The following is a 14,598-nucleotide window of genomic DNA, read 5'->3' as shown; positions in this document are numbered from 1 at the left end:
GGTGTCGTGCGGGAGTGGCGCGGGTCTCTCAGCTCACCGTCACGACCCGCTTGCTCTTGTGCGTGCTGCGCGGCAGCGAGCCGGCTGGCGCCACCTCGACGAGGCAGCGGACCGTGAGCTCGGCGCGCACGGCCGCCGCGAGCTCGTGCGCGACGTCCCGGGTGCAGCCGGGCTCGATCTCGACGCGCAGCTTGATGCCCGTCAGGTAGCCCGTCACGCCGTCGGTCACGTCGTCGTCGAGGACGATGAGGTACTCGCCGGTGGTGCCCTCGGTGCGGCGCACGACCTGCTCCACCGCGCTGGGGAACAGGTTCACGCCGCGGACGACGAGCATGTCGTCAGCGCGGCCCACCACTCCCCCGGGCAGCCGGGCCAGGGTGCGACCGCACTCGCAGCGCGTGCTGTCGCGGACGACGACGTCACCGGTCCACCAGCGCACGAGCGGCGTCGCCTGCTTGTCGAGGTGGGTCAGCACCAGGACGCCGGGCGTGCCGTCCGGCACCGGCTCGTGCGTCTCGGCGTCGACGACCTCGGCGTACGCGAAGTCCTCCGCGAGGTGGCCGCCCTGTTGGCTCTCGCACTCCCACGCGATGGGCTGGAACTCCAGGCTGCCGTAGCCGTCGAAGCACTTGGCGCCCCACCGCTGCTCGATGTGCGCCCGAGTCGCAGGCACGCCGGCCCCTGGCTCGCCGCCCACCTGGATGCGGCTCACGGACGAGCCGGTGAGCGGCGTGCCGAGCGCCTCGGCGGTCTCGGCAAGGTGCAGCATGAACGACGGCGTGCCGCTGATCGCGGTGGTGCCGTAGCGGAAGATCGTGTCGATCTGCCGCTCGGTCTCGCTCGAGCCGCCTGGCAGCACGGTGGCGCCGATCCGCTCGTAGCCGGCAGTCGCGCCGAGGCCGCCGACGAACCAGGCGTACCCGAAGAGGCACTGGTACACGTCGTTGTCGCGCACGCCCTGGCTGTAAGCCGAGCGCGCGTACAGGTCCGCCCAGCGGTCGAGGTCGTACTGGGTCCAGAGCACGGGGGTGGGCCGGCCCGTCGTCCCTGACGAGAAGTGCACGCGTCGGCGGTCTCGTGGCTCGGCCGCGGCCATCGAGCCCCACGGCGGGTCCTGGTCGAGGCTGCGCACGTAGTCGGCCTTGCTCACCATGGGCAGCGCCCGCAGGTCCTCGAGCGACCTCAGGTCACCGGGCTCGAAACCCAACCCGGCCCACTGCTCGCGGTAGAAGGAGCTGCGCTGGCCCACCTGCGCGAGCTGGCGCTGCAACGCGGTCAGCTGCTGCGCCGCGAGCTGCTCGCGGTCCAGCGTCTCGACGTGGTCCCAGTACCGCTCGCTGTACGGCGTCCCGGTGCTCATGCCCGGCTCCTTCGCAGTCCGTTGACGATGAAGTCGGCGTACTCGCTGGCGACCCGCTGCACCGTCGACCAGTCGCCGCGGTCGGGGTCGTACCAGAGGCTGATCCAGTTCAGGGCGCCGAGTGCCGGCTTGGTGGCGAGGCGGCTGTCGACGTCCCGGAAGACGCCCTTCTGCTTGCCCTCCTCGATCACGTCGGCGAAGAGCTGCTCGTACTGGTCGCGCATGGCGATCACCTTCTCGAGGGCTTGCGCCTGCGCGGGCGCCTCGCTGAGCCGGTGCATCTCCACGGCCTGCACGGCGACCCGCTGGAAGGAGTTGCGGGTCATCATCAGCCCGGCGTGGTGGTGGGCCATGCGCCACAGGCGGCTCTCCGGCTCGACGTCTGCGGCGACCGCGATCGGCTGGGCGCCGGCGATCATCTCCTCCATGCCGGTCAGCACGACGTCGAGGAAGATGTCGGCCTTGGCCCGGTAGTAGTGGTAGACCCGACCCTTGGTGGCCTTGAGCAGGTCGGCGATGTCGTCGATCGTCGTGGCCGCGAAACCGCTGCGGGTGAAGGCGATCGCGGCCGCCTCGAGGATCTCGCGCTGGCCCGGGCCGGAGCCGGACCGCGACAGCGGGGAGCTCATGCCTGCGCCTCCTCGGGGACGAGCGCGAGCGGGCGGATCGGCGAGCCGGTGCCGCCGCGGATGGGCAGAGGCGAGGCGGTGAAGAAGAACTCCCACACCTCGTCACGAGCGATCGGGGCCAGGTTCATGGCCTCCATGATGGGGACCCCGTTCTCGACGAGCAGGTGGCAGTGCACCTCGATGCTCGGCATGGGCATCCGCTCGTAGGCCACGGTGTCCGCGCCGGTCGCCACGACGCCGTGGTCGGTGAGCCAGCGCGCGCCCGACAGGACGACGCCCGGCGCGCCGTCGTTGGTGCCGAGGTACGTCGCGTTGTCGGACCAGTGCTGGTCCCAGCCGGTGCGCACCAGGACGACCGACCCGGGCTCGGGACGCTCGTGCTCGCTGAACCACGCCTCGAGCAGGTCCGCGTCGACGCCGTCCTGCGCAGTCAGCGGCCGGCCGAGCGCGACCGTGGCGTCGACGAGGTGCCCGCGCGCGAAGAACGGCGCGAGCTCGTGCACCGACACCTCCTTCATGCCCTCGGAGTACGACTGGTTCTTCGTGATGTCGACGCCGCCGTACACCTGCCCGAGCCGCGAGACGTGGGCCAGACCGTCGACGTGCGTCCCCACGTGGCCGCCGGTGGTGATCATCTCGGAGGCCGCGGAGACGCCGTCCGGGTACATGACCTCGCCGTGCTGCTTGGTCAGCGTGAACCCGTACGGCGGGTGGTTCGGGTGGTGCGGGATGCCCGTGTACATCTGCTGCGCGAGGTCGTAGACCCGCTGGCGACCGGCAGCCGGCCACGGCACGTCGAGCGACCAGGACGCGTGGGTCACGCCTCCACCTCGCCGGCCGCCTTCGCCGCTGCCTGCGCCTCGGCCTTGATCGCGCGGCCGAGCACGAGACGCTGGATCTCGGAGGTGCCCTCGTAGATCTCGAGGATGCGCTGGTCGCGGTACAGCCGCTCCGCGGGGCACGGCTTGCAGAACCCGTCGCCGCCGTACACCTGGACGGCGGTGTCGACCGCCCGGTGCGCCACCTCGCTGGCGTAGAGCTTGGCCATCGCTCCGAGGACGGAGACGTCGCCGCCCTCCTGGTAGGTACGGGCCGCCTGGAAGGTGATCATCCGTGCCGCGGTCAGGCCGGTCGCGATGTCGGCCAGGGGGAACGAGATGCCCTGGTTGTCGATGATCGGGGTGCCGAAGGTCTGGCGACGGGTGGCCTCGCGGCTGGCCAGGTCGTACCCCGCGAGGCCGACGCCCATCGACTGCGCGGCGACGCTGATCCGGCCGGCGTTGAGCGTGAGCATGGCGAGCTTCATGCCGCGGTTCAGCTCGCCGAGCACGTCCTCGTCCCGCACGACGGTGTCGAGCTTGAGGTTGCTGGTCTGCGTGCCGCGGATCCCCATCTTGTCCTCGTACCGGTCGATCGTGACGCCGTCGGCGTCCTTGTCGACCATGAACGCGGTGATGCCGCGGGTGCCCGCGGCGGGGTCGGTGAGCGCGAACACCACGTAGTGCTGCGAGGCGCCGCCGTTGCCGATGTAGATCTTCTCGCCGCGGATCCGCCAGCCGTCGCCCTCGCGCTCGGCGGTGGTCCGGATCCGTGCGGCGTCGCTGCCGGCGCCCACCTCGGTGAGGGCGAAGCTGACCGCGCGGCCCTGGGCCATACCGCCCAGGTAGGTGCGCTTCTGCTCGTCGGTGCCCGCCAGCACCAGCGGCGTGCCGCCCAGCGCGTACGCCGTGAGGATCGCCCCGGTGGACGCGCACGCCCGTGAGACCTCCTCGATGACGGCGCAGGTGGTCTCGAAGCTGGCCCCCTGGCCGCCGTACTCGGTGCCGACGAACAGGCCGGCCAGGCCGTGCTCGGTGAGCACCTTCACGCTCTCCCAGGGGTAGCGCTGCTCGCGGTCGAGCTCCTCGGCGAGCGGGGCGAAGTACTCCGCGGACAGGCTGCGGGCACGCTCGCGCCACGTGCGGCCGGAGTCGTCGAGCTCGGGTTCCCAGATGACGGACACGTCCGCCCTCCAATCAGTGGGTGCGGTTGGCGGGGTCTGCAGAGGCCGCGGCCTCGGGGGCCGGGGCCCCGGCAGGAGCCTCGGCGGTGCCGGGACGACGTCGAGCCCGGCGCGCCAGGGCGTGCCAGATCCCGACGAGCCCGTTGGGGGACAGCAGGAGCACGGCGGCGAGAACCCCACCGAGCACGATCTTGTCGGCGTCGCCGCCGAACGACGCGAGCTGCTGCTGACCGGTGAGCAGCGCCGCGCCGACGAGAGGCCCCAGCAGCTGGCGTCGTCCAGGCAGGATCACCGCGGTCAGCATGAACAGCAGGAAGAAGGACGACAGCAGGTCCGGGCTGACGTAGCTGCGCTGGTAGGCGTACAGCCAGCCGGCGAGGGCCGTCACCGGCGCGGAGAGCACGAAGACCAGGACGCGGGTGCGCCGCACGTCGACGCCCATGGACGTCGCGAGGTCGCCGTTCATCTGCGCCATCAGGGCGGTGGCGCCGAGCCGCGAACGGCGGAACCGCGCGATCAGCGCGATCACCAGCACCAGCAGCAGGAACGCTATGGGCCACAGGTCGGCGTTGGTGCGAACGACGTACTGTCCACCCATCGCGGGAAGGGTCAGCAGCGGCACGCCGACCAGGCCGTCCGACCCGCCGAGCGCGTCGCTGCTCGACACCACGGTGAGGCCGATGATCGCGGCGGCGTACGTCACGAGCGAGAACACGAACTCTCGCGTGCGCAGCGTCGCGAGCCCGAGGACGAGAGCGAGGACCACGGCCACCACGAGCGCCAGCAGCAGCGCCGGGAGCGGCGCCCAGCCGGACCGCACGGTGACCATCGCGGTCGTGTAGGCACCCGCGGCCCAGAACAGCGTGTGCCCCAGGCTCACCTCCCCCAGGTACGACAGCACGACGTCGTTGCCGTAGGACATGATCGCGAAGATCGCGACCAGCACGAACGTCGTGTAGATCTGGTTACCGCCGCCCAGCAGCGTGGGCAGCAGGTAGCCGACGATGAGCAGGGCGACCCAGCCCAGGGCGCGCAGGGGGCCGCCGAGTCGGCGGCGACCGCCGATGGCGCCCGGCGTGCCGGTGGCGGACACGGGCTGGCCGGATGCGGTGTGGTCGGACGAGGTGACGGTCATCGGGTACCCAGCCCCTGAGGTCGCACGACGAGGACGACGAGCAGCACCGCGAACGCGGCGGCCATGGCGTAGGCCGGCGAGACGTACGCGCCGAACAGCGCCACGAACACCCCGAGCCCGAGACCCACGACCAGACCGCCCTTGAGGTTGCCGATGCCGCCGAGGACGACGACGAGGAACGTGATGATGACTTCCTCGAAGCCGATCGAGGTGAGGATCGGGCTGCGCGGAGCCACGACGACCCCGGCCAAGGCGACGCTCGCGGCGGAGAACACGAACACCCCCAGGTACACGCGTGCCGCGTTGATGCCGTAGAGCTGGGCGAGCTTCGGGTCCTCGGCGACGCCGCGCACCACCCGGCCCAGGTTGGTGCGACCCAGGACGTAGACGGTGCCGCCGTACATGACGAAGGCCATGACGACGATCAGCACGTCCTGCAGGGTGAACCGCGCCGACGACAGCGCCACGGTGTGCGCCTGCAGCGGGCTGTCGATCACCTGCGGGTTGCCCCCGAACACCAGAGCCGCCCCGCCCTGCAGCAGGTAGCCGAACGCCAGCGTCACGAGCATCAGGTTGACGATGTTCTGGTCGAGCGTCAGTCGCGTCATCGACAGCTGCATGAGCGCCCCCAGCGCGGCCACCACGAGGACGGCGATCACGGCCGCCAGCAGGTACGGCACGCCGAGGTGCGCCATCACGAACCAGGTGACGAAGGCGCCGACCATGTACAGCTGGCCGTGCGCGAAGTTCACCAGCCGGGCCGCGCTCAGCAGCACCGTCCAGCCGACGGCGAGCAGCGCGTAGCCGGCGCCGAGCGCCAGGCCGTTGACGAGTTGGGCGAGCAGCTTCATCGGCTCAGCCCTCCGAGGTAGGCGCGGGCGATCCGGTCGTCGTCCCGCATGGCGTCGGCGCTACCAGAGCCGGCCACGTGGCCCTGTTCGAGCAGGTAGAGGCGGTCAGCGACGTCGAGCGTCGCGCGCACGTTCTGCTCGACGAGCAGCACCGACAGGCCGCCGTGGACGAGCTCGCGGACGTGCTGCAGCACCTCGACGACGAGCCGAGGCGCCAGTCCGACGGACGGCTCGTCCAGGATGAGCAGCCGCGGCGCGGCGCGCAGCGCCCGCGCGATGGCGACCATCTGCCGCTCGCCACCGCTGAGCGTCGAGCACCGTGCGGCGGTTCGGTCACGCAGCTGGGGGAACAGGCCGTAGACGTCCTCGACCTCGTAGCGCTTGCCGACCGCGTCCTTCGGCGCGCGCACCAGGCGGAGGTTCTCGTCGACGGTCATCTGCTCGAAGACGCCCTTGCCCTCGGGGACGAGCACGACACCCTGGGCCGAGCGGCGGTGCGCGGGACTGGCGCTGATGTCGCGACCGTCCAGCAGCACCTGGCCGGTCACGGACACGCGCCCGCGTGACCAGCCGGCGACGGCGTTGACGAGCGTGGACTTGCCGGCGCCGTTGGCTCCCGCGACGGCCACGAGCTCGCCCTCGCCGATCTCGAGCTCGACGCCGTCGAGGGCCACGCTGTGCCCGTACCGCACGCGCAGGTCACGGACCTCGAGCAGCGCGCTCATGCCGACCTCCCCAGGTAGGCCTCGAGCACGGCGGGGTCGCGCTGGACGTCGTCCGGTGCGCCGTAGGCGATCCGGACCCCGCGGTCGATGACGACGAGCCGGTCGACGACCTCCATGACGAGGTCCATGTGGTGCTCGATCAGGACGACGGCGACGTCGCGCTCGCGTAGGTTCCGCAGCAGGTCGGCCAAGGACCGCATGTCGTCTCCTCCGACACCGGCGGCCGGCTCGTCGACGAGCAGCACCCGGGCGCCGGCGCCGTACGCCAGCACGATGGACAGGGTCCGTTGCAGCCCGTACGGCATGTCGTCGGGGAACACGTCGTGGTACCGCGCGTCGATTCCGAACTCTCGCAGCAGGTCTGCGGCCTGGCCGCGGCAGGCGGCCCGCTGCCGGGCCTCCCGCCACGGCGTGAGAACGCTCGCCGCGAGACCTGCCGCGCCCTGCACCTGGAACGCCGCCATCGCGTTCTCCAGGACGGTGAGGCCGCTGTAGAAGGAGTTCTGCTGGAACGTGCGACGCAGTCCCCGGTTGGCGAGGCGCTGGGTGGAGACGCCGGTGGTGCTGGCGCCCTCCAACCAGGCCTCGCCGCTGTGCCGGATGGTGTTGGTGACGGCGGCGAAGCTGCTGCTCTTACCGGCGCCGTTGGGCCCGATGATGCCGAGGATCTCCCCCGCATCCACGTGCCACGAGACGTTCGACAGCGCCCGCAGGCTGCCGTACCTCACGGTCAGTCCCTCGACCTTGAGGGAGGGCGTGGTGCCGCTCACGAGCTCACCTCCGTCATCAACCCGCTCCGTCGTTCGGTGATTCGGTATCTGCTGGGTCAGCCGCTGGTCTGGCTCACTTGCCCCAGACGGAGTCCGGCACGGGGATCTCGTCCTTCACGACGATCTTCCCGTCCTTGACGGTGAAGGCGTAGACCTTGGAGCGCATCTGCCCGGCGTCCGTGAACGTCACGTCGCCGAGGATCGTGTTCGTGAAGGTCTGGCCGTGGATGGCGTCGGCGACCTTCTGCCGGTCGGTGCTGCCGGCCTTGGCGACAGCCTTGGCCCAGATGTCGACCGACTGGGCGCCCAGGGCCCGGTACTTGTCCGGCAGCTCACCGCCGGACTTCTTGGTGTAGGCCTCGATGAAGGCCTTGTTGTCCGCGAAACCGGAGAAGGGTTCGGCCTCGGGGAAGTAGATGTCGGCGGACAGCAGGCCGTCGATCTTCGACCCACCGGCGAGCTCGACCACCTTCGGCGACACCGTGCCGAGGCCGGCGAAGTGAGGTGCGGAGATGTTGGCCTCGGCGTACTGCTTGGCGAGGGCCGGCATGCCGGAGGACTCGGCCGCGTTCGCGGAGAACACGACGTCTGGCTTGCTGCTGCGGATGTTGCTCAACGGCACCCGGAAGTCGGTGTCGGTGTACGCGAACTTCTGGACCGAGCCGATCTTCACGCCGGCCTGCTTCAGCTGATCGCTGAGGTACTGCCCGGCGTCGTTGCCGTAGGCGTCGTTCTCGAGCAGCATCGCCACCGTCTTGGCCTTGAGTGTCTTGGCGATGTACTCGGCCGCCGCGTAGCCACCCACCGCGTTGCCGGCGTTGAGCCGCACGGCGTCCGGGTCGGCGCCGCCGATGATCGACGCGTTCTGCGGGATGGTCGTGATGTTGAGGATTCCGGCTCGCACCAGCACCGGCTGGATCGCGAGGGTCACGGGGCTGTTCCAGCCGCCCATGACGACCGACACGCCTTCACCGGCGAGCGCAGTGGCGGCGCTGACGCCGGCCGCCGGCGTGCTCTGGTCGTCCTTGGCGATGACCTCGAGCTTGCGGCCCAGCACGCCGCCCTTGGCGTTGACCAGGTCGGCCTGCACCTGGATGGCCTCCAGCACGTCCTTGCCGTTCGGGCCGGCCGGACCGCTGAGGGGAACGATCACCCCGATCTTGATCGGGCCGGACGAGTCGTTCTTCGTGGCTGAGGTCGAACCGCCGTTATTGGCGCAACCCCCGACCAGCGCGACCGCAATCCCCAGGACCCACACCTTGGCGAGCTTCACCGAAGCCTCCCGCTCTCGTAGCGACATCGTTGTCCGTGCCGGGCCTGCCGTGCGGATGTGCGGGGCGGCCCGTACTACTGCGTAGGTTGGGAGCCTGGTGGACGACGCACTCGGAAGTCAAGGGTTTGCGCTGACCTTCTCGTGGGCTTGTGCCGCAAGCATTTTCGACCATGCCCAAACCGTTGCCCCTGGACATACTCTCCGGTATGGTCCGCGTCGACCCCACAACCGGAGTCCGGCGAGGAGGGCACGTGAACGACGAGGTCACCGTCCAGGACGGCGGTGTGCGGTACGACGCGCACGACCATGTGGCGGTCGTGACGATCGACCGCCCCGAGGCCCGCAACGCCCTGAGCACCGACGTCCTGCGCGGTCTGGTGCAGTCCCTGGACCGCGCGGAGCAGGACGACGACGTCCGCGCCGTGGTCCTCACCGGAGGGCCGGCGATCTTCGCGAGCGGCGCCGACGTGCGCGAGCTGCGCGCCACCACGCCGGCCGAGTACCTGCAGTCTGAGCGGATGGCCGCGTGGCTGCGCTTCGCGCGCTTCAGCAAGCCGTCGGTAGCGGCGGTGTCCGGTTACGTCCTCGGTGGTGGCTGCGAGCTCGCCATGACGTGCGACCTCATCGTGGCCTCCGACACCGCCGTGCTCGGCCAGCCCGAGATCCGGCTCGGCATCATCCCCGGGGCCGGTGGCACCCAGCGCTGGGCGAGGGTGTGCGGTCGCTTCCGCGCCGCCGAGCTCGTCCTCGCCGGGCGCACCGTCGACGCCTGGACGGCCCACGGGATGGGCATGGTCAGCCAGGTCGTGCCCGCCGAGCGGGTCGTCGAGGCCGGTACCGCCCTCGCCCAGCAGCTCGCGTCGTTCAGCCCCGTGGCCACGCGCCTCGGCAAGGGTGCGCTGCGCTCGTCGGAGGAGCTGCCACTCACCGGCGGCCTGGACCACGAACGCTCGGTGCTCGCGACCCTGCTGTCGACCGAAGACCACCTCGAGGGCATCGACGCCTTCCTCGGCAAGCGCCCCCCGACGTTCACCGGGCGGTGACCACGACCGTGAGGAGCATCGTGAGCGAACACCCCCAGCCGGTCACCGAGGTCGTCGTCCCGGACGCCGGCAGCCCCCACCGGCTCGACGGCGAGGCCGTCTCAGCGCTGGCTGGCGAGCTGCGCCGGGCCCGCAAGGCCGCAGGCGTCGTCCTGGTGCGCGTCGAGGGAGACGCGTGGCACCAGGCGCCCCCCGGAGAGCTGCCGGATGTCGACTGGGCCGTGGACACGGTCGCCGGGCGGTACCAGGCCGTCGTCCGTCAGCTCTTCGCGCTCGACCTGCCGGTCGTCGTGCACGTCGACGGTGCCGTGAGCGGGCTCGGCCTGGCCCTCGCCGCGGCCGCGGACCTGCGGGTCTGCAGCTCGCGCAGCACGTGGGCGGTCGGGCACCCGGCGACCGCTCTGCTCGGCGGCACCGGCTGGCTGCTCGAACGCCTGGTGGGCACCGGACGGTACGCCCACCTGGCCTGGACCGGACGCTCGCTGGACGCAGCGCAGGCGCTCGCCGTCGGCCTCGTCGGCGACGTGGACGACGACCCGCAGGCGGGGCGGGCGCTCGCCGAGCACGTGGCGGCGCTTCCCGCCGCCGCGACCTCCGCGCTCAAGCGGGCCACGGCCAGCCGCCACCGCTCGGACCTCGACGTCGCGCTGGGTTACGAGTCCTGGCTGGCAGGCGTCGCCGCCGGCCAGTGAGCGCTGCGCAGTCGGGACCGCTCGCTCCTCCTCGACGACCGCCAGGCCCCGAACAACTCGTGGAAGGCAGGACGGACAAGGGGTTCCGCGGCTTGCGAGTATCGGGGACCCAACGAAGTACCGTCCCACGACGCCACTGCGAGCGACCGACAGCAGCCGGTCCCACCGGCGTCCGGTAGCCTTCCTCAAGCGACAGGCGCACTCATGCGAACCCCGATGATCTTGTCGGGCCCAGTTCTCTTGAGCGTTCTCTTGTCGCCCCCGCCCCCGTAGCTCAGGGGATAGAGCAAGGGTTTCCTAAACCCTGTGTCGGAGGTTCGAATCCTCTCGGGGGCACCGCGCCCTCCGGTTGGCGGGAGCCCTTCTGCCGGGCGGGCGTCCAGCGCACAATGACGCCATGTTCATCTCCGGCATCAGCGAGGACACGGCGGACGGCGAGGTCGCCGCCTACTACGAGGGCCAGCGCGCGGCGTGGGGGTTCCTGCCCGACTACGCTCGGGCGTTCTCGACCCGACCCGACGTCGCCCGCGCGTGGGGCGCCCTCAGCGCTGCAGTGCGCGACGGCATGGACCGGCGGCTGTTCGAGATCGCGACCATCGCGGCCGCGCGCGCCCGCCGCTCGACGTACTGCACCGCGGCGCACTCGAAGTTCCTGCGTGACGTCTGCGGCGACGAGGCCACCATGCGGGCGATCTGCGAGAACCCGGACGGCAGCAGCCTCGAGCCTCGCGACCGCGCCGCCTACGAGCTGGCGGCGGCCGTGGCCGACGACGCGTCGTCCGTCACGCAGTCGCAGGTCGACCAAGCACTGGCCCGTGGCCTGAGCGAGAAGGACGTGGCCGACGTCGTGTTCGCCGCCGCGGCGCGCTGCTTCTTCACCGCCGTCCTCGACGGCCTCGGCGCCCAGCTCGACCCGCAGACCGCGGGAACGTTCTCCCCCGACCTGCTCGGCAGCATGGTGGTCGGTCGACCGGTCGGCTGACCACCATGCCGCGCGAGCAGGCACGTCGGTGCGTCAGCTCAGCAGGACACCGACGGGTTCCACTGGGCGAACATCCCGTTCGGGTTGTGCGCCCAGAGCCACACGTGCAGGTCGTCGTGGATCGGCATGCCGGGCTCGTGACCCAGCATCGGGCCGTTGAACCGCTGACCGAACAACGACGGCACGTCGTCGTCGGTGCTGAGGTCCTGGTCGGCGTCGACGTGGAAGTACTCGACGCCGACGAGGCGCACCCCGCCGTCGGGTGACGGCACGTAGAGCAGGATGGGCGGCTGCGTCACGTCGGTGCCCATGAGGCGTCCGTAGTTGATGTAGTGGAAGCCCATCGTCCCGGTGGGCGAGGCCTCGCAGTGGTCGCTCGGAACGTAGCCGTCGGCGATCGCCGTGGCGACGTCGTGGTACTTGGCCGTGGCGGCGCGCACGGACGCGAGCGTGGCGGTCACCGAGGCCTGCGAAGCGGGGGCAGCCTGCGCCGGAGCGGCGGTCACGGCGAGCCCGACGAGAGCGGCGCCCACCGTGGACGCGGCGGCGACGCGGGCAGAACGAGTGCGGTTCAACGGACATCTCCTGTCAGAGCGCGGCTCGTGGCCGCGAAGATCCCGGACGGTCGTCCGGCACCGCACAGACTGCTGCGCACCACTTGTGAGTCACTTGGGCCCGGCTTGCACGGGACCTCTGACCTGGCCGTCGCCGTCCCACGGACCCCAGGGTGGTGGGGAGCGTTCCGCGGGGGTGGTCGCACCCCCACCGACCCCGAGGGGGTAGTCATGCCAGCCATCAAGGACGCCGCTGAGGAGTTCCTCAGCCACCGCCGCATCGCCGTCACCGGCGTCTCGCGCAACCCGGGCAGCCACGGCAGCAACGTCGTCTACCAGCGCCTGCGCGAGCGCGGCTACGAGGTCTTCGCCGTCAACCCCAACACCGACCAGGTCGAAGGTGACCGCTGCTACCCGAACCTGCACGCGATCCCGGACGGCGTGGACGTCGTCGTCATCGGCACCCGGCCCGAGCACGCGCAAGGCACCGTGGAGGAGTGCGCCGAGCTCGGCATCCAGCGAGTGTGGATGCATCGGGCACCCGGCCAGGGCAGCGTCTCGCCGCAGGCCGCCGCCTACGGGCGCGGCCACGGCATGACCGTCATCGACGGCGGGTGCCCGTGCATGTTCGGCCCGACGGCGGACCGCGGCCACCAGGTCATGCGCTGGGTGTTCACCCTGAACGGCCACGTGCCGCGCACGGTCTAGGACGTCGGGACCGAGCACGACGAAGGGCCCCGCCGAGATCGGCGAGGCCCTTCGCGTGCCGGCGAGCCGGCGGGTGGATCAGATGGGGCGGACGTTCTCCGCCTGCGGGCCCTTCGGGCCCTGCGTGACGTCGAACTCGACGCGCTGGTTCTCGTCGAGCGAACGGTAGCCGTCCGACGCGATCGCCGAGTAGTGCACGAAGACGTCGGCGCCGCCGCCGTCCTGAGCGATGAAGCCGAAGCCCTTCTCGGCGTTGAACCACTTCACTGTGCCCTGGGACATGGATCCTCCTGGTGGGGGCGATACGGCCGGCACTTTGCCGGTCGTGGCGGCCGCGGTGTTCGACGTCCACGAGGAGGGCGAAGCCCAACAACGAGAAAGCGTCCGCGAGATCCCGCGGACGCTTTGGTAAACGATCGAGGAACTGCTACTGCAACCACGCCCTACGGTACCTGGTCCAGCGCCCAGTACCAAGTAGGGCCGCCGCTCAGGTGGTGCAGCCGTCCGGACCGCACACCTCGGCGCCCGCGCCGTCGGTGCTCGGCACGCTCAACAGCGCGGGCCGATGCTCGCTCCACGCCTGGCGCAGCGCCTGCTCGAACAGCTCCACGGGCTGGGCGCCGCTCACCGCGTACCGCCGGTCGATGACGAAGAACGGCACGCCGTTCGCGCCCAGCGCCTGGGCCTCGGCCTGGTCGGCCGCGACGTCGTCGGCGTACTCGTCCGAGCCCAGCACCTCGCGCACGCGCTCGGCCGCCAGCCCCACCTCGGCGGCGAGCCCGGCCAGCGTCTGGGGGTCGCCCACCGCCTGCCCCTCGGTGAAGTAGGCGCGCAGCAGCCGCTCCTTCAGCGCGTCCTGCACCCCGTGCTCAGCGGCGAGGTGCAGCAGCCGGTGGGCATCGACGGTATTCGCGCGCTGGGCCGCTTCGAGGTGGTACTCCAGGCCGTCCTGCGCGGCGACCTGCGACACGCGCTCGTTCATGGCCAGCCCCGCCTCGCGGCCCCCGCCGTACTTGCGGCCGAGGTACGTCGCGACGTCCTCGGTGCTCTCCCGCGGCGCCGTCGGGTCGAGCTGGAACGAGCGCCAGGTCACCTGCACCGGCACCCCGGACGACGCCACGGCCGCCTCCAGCCGCCGCTTGCCGATGTAGCACCACGGGCACACGATGTCCGACCAGATCTCGACCTTCAGCGCATCAGTCACGCAGGCGCCAACACCGCTGCTGCCCCGAGCCTTCCCGCTCAGGCGGCGACGGAGAGGAACTCCTCCCACGACGGGTCGAGCGACTCCGCCCCCCGCAGCGCCCACAACGGCCCGGACGGCGCGACCGGCCGCTGGTGCAGCCGCCACCCCATCTCCTCCGGCGTCCGATTGCCCTTCGCGCTGTTGCAGCGCAGGCAGCAGGCCACGAGGTTCTCCCACGCGTCGGCGCCGCCGCGCGAGCGGGGCATGACGTGGTCGACCGTCGCGGCCTGGGCGCGGCAGTAGGCGCAGCGGTGGCCGTCGCGTCGCAGCACGCCCCGACGCGTCACCGCCACCGCCCGCCGGCGCGGGGCACGCACGTAGCGCACGAGCAGGATCACCGAGGGTGTCGCCATCGACAGCCCGTCGCGGTGCACGGAGCCGGGGCTGCGCAGCGGCTCGTCGGACTCGGCCAGCACGCTGGCCTTGCCGCCCAGCACGAGCACCACGGCCCGCTTGAACGACACCACCGACAACGGCTCGTAGCCGGCGTTGAGCACGAGCGTGCGCATCGCGCGCCCCTCTCTCGCCGGCGCGGCCCAGCTGGCGTGCGGGACACGTCGGCGTCTCGGAGTCCGCCCGGATTGACGGCCCTGGCGTCAGGGTAGGCGGCGAACCGCCCGAGGTCACG

The 14,598-nt window shown here is 71.4% G+C and carries 17 protein-coding genes and 1 tRNA gene; 5 read left to right on the top strand and 13 right to left on the bottom strand.

Annotated features, from left to right (window positions below; genetic code table 11):
* Positions 1-28: 28 nt before the first annotated feature.
* The 9 genes from ASD06_RS14130 to ASD06_RS14090 all read right to left on the bottom strand — a co-directional run bounded on the left by ASD06_RS14130 (position 29) and on the right by ASD06_RS14090 (position 8,745).
* Entirely contained in the window at positions 29-1,360 is a 1,332-nt protein-coding gene (locus ASD06_RS14130; RefSeq protein ID WP_056678964.1) for a phenylacetate--CoA ligase family protein, read from the bottom strand.
* Positions 1,357-1,989 carry a TetR/AcrR family transcriptional regulator gene (locus ASD06_RS14125; RefSeq protein WP_056678960.1) on the bottom strand — a complete coding sequence of 211 codons (633 nt, stop codon included), beginning with the start codon at positions 1,987-1,989 and terminating at the stop codon, positions 1,357-1,359. Before ASD06_RS14125 ends, ASD06_RS14130 begins: the two co-directional genes overlap by 4 nt.
* Entirely contained in the window at positions 1,986-2,810 is an 825-nt protein-coding gene (locus ASD06_RS14120; protein WP_056678957.1) for a cyclase family protein, read from the bottom strand. Before ASD06_RS14120 ends, ASD06_RS14125 begins: the two co-directional genes overlap by 4 nt.
* Positions 2,807-3,991 (bottom strand): acyl-CoA dehydrogenase family protein, encoded by a 1,185-nt coding sequence (locus tag ASD06_RS14115; RefSeq protein ID WP_056678952.1) that lies wholly within the window; start codon positions 3,989-3,991, stop codon positions 2,807-2,809. Before ASD06_RS14115 ends, ASD06_RS14120 begins: the two co-directional genes overlap by 4 nt.
* Before the next feature lie 13 nt (positions 3,992-4,004).
* Entirely contained in the window at positions 4,005-5,126 is a 1,122-nt protein-coding gene (locus ASD06_RS14110) for a branched-chain amino acid ABC transporter permease (protein WP_082538055.1), read from the bottom strand.
* Positions 5,123-5,977 (bottom strand): branched-chain amino acid ABC transporter permease, encoded by an 855-nt coding sequence (locus tag ASD06_RS14105; RefSeq protein ID WP_056678949.1) that lies wholly within the window; start codon positions 5,975-5,977, stop codon positions 5,123-5,125. Before ASD06_RS14105 ends, ASD06_RS14110 begins: the two co-directional genes overlap by 4 nt.
* Positions 5,974-6,702, bottom strand: a complete 729-nt coding sequence (locus ASD06_RS14100) for an ABC transporter ATP-binding protein (protein ID WP_056678947.1) — start codon at positions 6,700-6,702, stop codon at positions 5,974-5,976. The genes ASD06_RS14105 and ASD06_RS14100 overlap by 4 nt, the downstream gene beginning before the upstream one ends.
* Positions 6,699-7,472, bottom strand: coding sequence for an ABC transporter ATP-binding protein (locus ASD06_RS14095; protein WP_056678944.1), 774 nt, complete (start codon positions 7,470-7,472; stop codon positions 6,699-6,701). The genes ASD06_RS14100 and ASD06_RS14095 overlap by 4 nt, the downstream gene beginning before the upstream one ends.
* Positions 7,473-7,545: 73 nt before the next feature.
* Positions 7,546-8,745, bottom strand: coding sequence for an ABC transporter substrate-binding protein (locus ASD06_RS14090; protein WP_056678941.1), 1,200 nt, complete (start codon positions 8,743-8,745; stop codon positions 7,546-7,548).
* A gap of 251 nt (positions 8,746-8,996) precedes the next feature.
* Between ASD06_RS14090 and ASD06_RS14085 the strand changes: the two genes are divergently transcribed.
* The 4 genes from ASD06_RS14085 (at position 8,997) to ASD06_RS14070 (ending at position 11,462) form a co-directional block, all read left to right on the top strand.
* Positions 8,997-9,788, top strand: coding sequence for an enoyl-CoA hydratase/isomerase family protein (locus ASD06_RS14085; RefSeq protein ID WP_200942220.1), 792 nt, complete (start codon positions 8,997-8,999; stop codon positions 9,786-9,788).
* Positions 9,789-9,808: 20 nt separating this feature from the next.
* On the top strand, positions 9,809-10,480 hold the full coding sequence (locus ASD06_RS14080; RefSeq protein WP_162248084.1) for an enoyl-CoA hydratase-related protein: 672 nt from the start codon (positions 9,809-9,811) through the stop codon (positions 10,478-10,480).
* Between the two features lie 263 nt (positions 10,481-10,743).
* A tRNA-Arg gene (locus ASD06_RS14075) sits at positions 10,744-10,816 on the top strand.
* A gap of 61 nt (positions 10,817-10,877) precedes the next feature.
* Positions 10,878-11,462 carry a carboxymuconolactone decarboxylase family protein gene (locus tag ASD06_RS14070; RefSeq protein WP_056678935.1) on the top strand — a complete coding sequence of 195 codons (585 nt, stop codon included), beginning with the start codon at positions 10,878-10,880 and terminating at the stop codon, positions 11,460-11,462.
* A gap of 38 nt (positions 11,463-11,500) precedes the next feature.
* On the opposite strand, the gene ASD06_RS14065 is transcribed toward ASD06_RS14070, so the two are convergent.
* Entirely contained in the window at positions 11,501-12,037 is a 537-nt protein-coding gene (locus ASD06_RS14065; protein ID WP_056678933.1) for a hypothetical protein, read from the bottom strand.
* Positions 12,038-12,247: 210 nt separating this feature from the next.
* Here ASD06_RS14065 and ASD06_RS14060 point away from each other — a divergent pair, with 210 nt between their 5' ends.
* The gene (locus ASD06_RS14060) at positions 12,248-12,724 is read left to right on the top strand and encodes a CoA-binding protein (protein ID WP_056678931.1); all 477 of its coding nucleotides are present in this window, start codon (positions 12,248-12,250) and stop codon (positions 12,722-12,724) included.
* A 78-nt stretch (positions 12,725-12,802) separates the two neighbouring features.
* Here ASD06_RS14060 and ASD06_RS14055 read toward each other — a convergent pair whose 3' ends face one another.
* From ASD06_RS14055 to ASD06_RS14045, 3 genes are all read right to left on the bottom strand, one after another.
* Entirely contained in the window at positions 12,803-13,006 is a 204-nt protein-coding gene (locus tag ASD06_RS14055) for a cold-shock protein (protein ID WP_056678928.1), read from the bottom strand.
* A gap of 205 nt (positions 13,007-13,211) precedes the next feature.
* A complete protein-coding gene (locus tag ASD06_RS14050) occupies positions 13,212-13,928 on the bottom strand; it encodes a DsbA family oxidoreductase (RefSeq protein ID WP_235502351.1) in 717 nt (238 codons plus the stop codon).
* A gap of 38 nt (positions 13,929-13,966) precedes the next feature.
* Positions 13,967-14,479, bottom strand: coding sequence for an HNH endonuclease (locus ASD06_RS14045; protein WP_056678926.1), 513 nt, complete (start codon positions 14,477-14,479; stop codon positions 13,967-13,969).
* Positions 14,480-14,598 lie beyond the last annotated feature (119 nt).

The sequence above is a fragment of the Angustibacter sp. Root456 genome, from assembly GCF_001426435.1.
Taxonomy (GTDB): domain Bacteria; phylum Actinomycetota; class Actinomycetes; order Actinomycetales; family Angustibacteraceae; genus Angustibacter.
The sequence above is the reverse complement of the archived record's forward strand: the minus strand, read 5'-3'. Positions and strand labels throughout refer to the sequence as shown.